The sequence below is a fragment of the Millisia brevis NBRC 105863 genome (assembly GCF_001552615.1).
Taxonomy (GTDB): domain Bacteria; phylum Actinomycetota; class Actinomycetes; order Mycobacteriales; family Mycobacteriaceae; genus Millisia; species Millisia brevis.
The window spans coordinates 1-2240 of the sequence record NZ_BCRN01000044.1 but is presented as its reverse complement, the minus strand read 5'-3'; the positions used below and the strand labels follow the sequence as shown (position 1 = coordinate 2240).

Annotated in this window: 3 protein-coding genes; all 3 read left to right on the top strand. The window is 67.9% G+C overall.

Annotated features, from left to right (window positions below; genetic code table 11):
- Window positions 1-254: 254 nt before the first annotated feature.
- Window positions 255-551: an SseB family protein gene (locus MB1_RS24730; protein ID WP_169801737.1), complete on the top strand. Its 297-nt coding sequence runs from the start codon at window positions 255-257 to the stop codon at window positions 549-551.
- A complete protein-coding gene (locus tag MB1_RS24725; RefSeq protein ID WP_066913760.1) occupies window positions 544-1143 on the top strand; it encodes a hypothetical protein in 600 nt (199 codons plus the stop codon). Before MB1_RS24730 ends, MB1_RS24725 begins: the two co-directional genes overlap by 8 nt.
- The coding region (locus tag MB1_RS24720; RefSeq protein ID WP_369406890.1) for a putative T7SS-secreted protein at window positions 1140-2240 on the top strand (1101 nt) is incomplete at its 3' end. The genes MB1_RS24725 and MB1_RS24720, both read left to right, overlap by 4 nt.

Here is a 2240-nt window from a genome sequence, read left to right as displayed (position 1 = left end):
CCCGATCCGAACAGGGACCGCTGCGACCGCATTATGGAGATGGCCGAGGCGATCGAACCGCTCATCGACGACGGAAACTGACGGACCGATCAGCATGACTCCCGCGCACCGACCGACGGCAGTCCTGCTGCGACCACCGCCGGCCTGCTAGCCTGCCCTGTCGGGGGGTCAACATGGAGGCCAGTACATTCGTTGTCGGCACCGTCGAAGACGAAATTGATTCGTATCTTCGTGGTTTCGGTGACGCTCGACGTGTGCGTGCACTGCTTAATGAGTCGACACTGGTGATACCGCTGAGCGCCGGCGGGGAGCCGTACCTCAGCAGAGTCCACGGCGTCGACTGGCTGGCGGTGTTCACCCGCGTCGACCAGTACAGCGCCTACCTGCATGCCCGCGACCAGGAGGTCGGCGACTACCAGGCGCCACCCGGCCGTCTGGTCGTCGATGAGCTACTCCCCCGATTGGGAGATCAGGTCGGACTGGTGATCAACCCGGCCGGTCACACTCCGTTCACCTTCCCCGCCGATGCTATTCGAGCGTGCGATGACTGACCGTCTGGACGTCGACCCGCAGGTTTTGGCCGCCGCTGCGGACGGGATCACCCGCACGATCGACTCGATGTCGCAGATCGGGATCTCCGAATCCGGCACCCTCGGGCGCGGCTTCTCCCTGCTGGCGCTCTCGCCGTTGGAAGCCGGTCGGATGTCGGTGCAACGGTCGATGGAGGGATTCGCCGAGCGCTGGGAGTGGGGTGTGCGAGCGCTGGTGCAGGCGGGCAATGCGATCGCCGAAGCGCTGGGACTGGCCGCCGGACGCTACCACGTCATGGATCAGCACGGCGAGGATGCGCTGAAGAACATCGTCAACGACGTCATCGGGAATCCGCACCTGTCGGACGACGAGGTTTCCGCGCAGTCCTGGTCGGAAACCCTGGCGAACAATCCGTACAACATGGTCGCGCACCCGGACTTCAGCGCCGACTCGGCCGCGGCTGCGAGCGAGCAGATTCGGCAGAATGACGCGACTCTTGCCGAGCTGACCCCGCAGGCATTGGCCAACCTCACCGCCGCATCCCAGGTAGACATTCCGGGCCTTCCGGACGCCGGGTGGGATACCGGAATGCTTGGCGGTGGGCAGCGGTGAGCATTTTCGACGCCGCGGGTGACGCGGTCTCTGGCGCCCTCGAGTCGGGGGCGGAAGCGGTCGGCCAGGCCGTGGATGGGGCGCTCGACTGGGTCGCGGATGGGGCGCGGGCGGTCGGCGCCGACGCGGTGGGCGGCGTTCTGGATGATCTCGGTGACCGGGTGGCGTCGGCGACCGGCGGGCAGGTCGACGAACGAGAACTCGGCGAGACCGAGGACCCCCGCGAACTGATCCGGGGCGACGCCGCCGCGATCACCGGGGTGGCCGACACGTTGGGGGAGTTGGCGGTCGGCATCGGTGACACCGGTGCGGCGCTCGCGCGTATCGATACGCCGGGGTGGTCGGGCGATGCCGCAGACCAGTTCCGTGAGGCGTATGCCAAACAGCCGCACCTGTGGGCGCAGGCATCGGAGGCGATGACTACGGCACAGGGGGCGCTGCTCGAGTGGTCCGCTACCGTCACCGCCGCGCAGGGTCGGGCGGCGGACGCGATCGATGTCTGGCGGCGGGCCGCCGAGAACGAACGGGCGGCGATCGCCGCCTACAACGCACTCGACGCGGAAGCCAGGGCGTCCACCACCATCACCGACACCTGGTCGTCGTTGCGCGAGGAGGCGCAAGCGATCCTGGCGGCGGCCCGCGCTGAACGGGACAACTCGGCCACCGCGATTGTCGGACGTATCGACGCGGCGACCGCTCTCGCCCCTGAGACCCCGCCGTTCACCGCACGGATGTTCGCCAACGCCGCCGATCTGTACGCCGGGTATCAGGAAGGCATCCAGCACATCGGTTTCGGCGCGCTCACCTCGGTCAGCAGCTTCAATGCGTTTCTGCGCAGCGTCAATCCGATGGATATTTACAACCAGTCCCATCCCGCCCAGTACGAGGCGGCGATGTCGGACCTGGCCACCGGAATCGTCGGTGCGGCGGCCGACCCGAGTGCTGTTGCGTCCGCGTACATGACGCAGGTGCGGGCCGACCCGACCACAGCGCTGGGAACCGCTCTCGGCGACGCCGCGATAGGCGTGGGAACCGGTGGGGCCGGGACCGCGGCGCGGGTCGGCATCCACGCGGTGGACGAGGTGGTCGATATCGCC

Bases quoted from the DNA above. Each gene is read 5' to 3' on its own strand.
- MB1_RS24725 (WP_066913760.1), top strand. From the start codon at position 544: ATGACTGACCGTCTGGACGTCGACCCGCAGGTTTTGGCCGCCGCTGCG.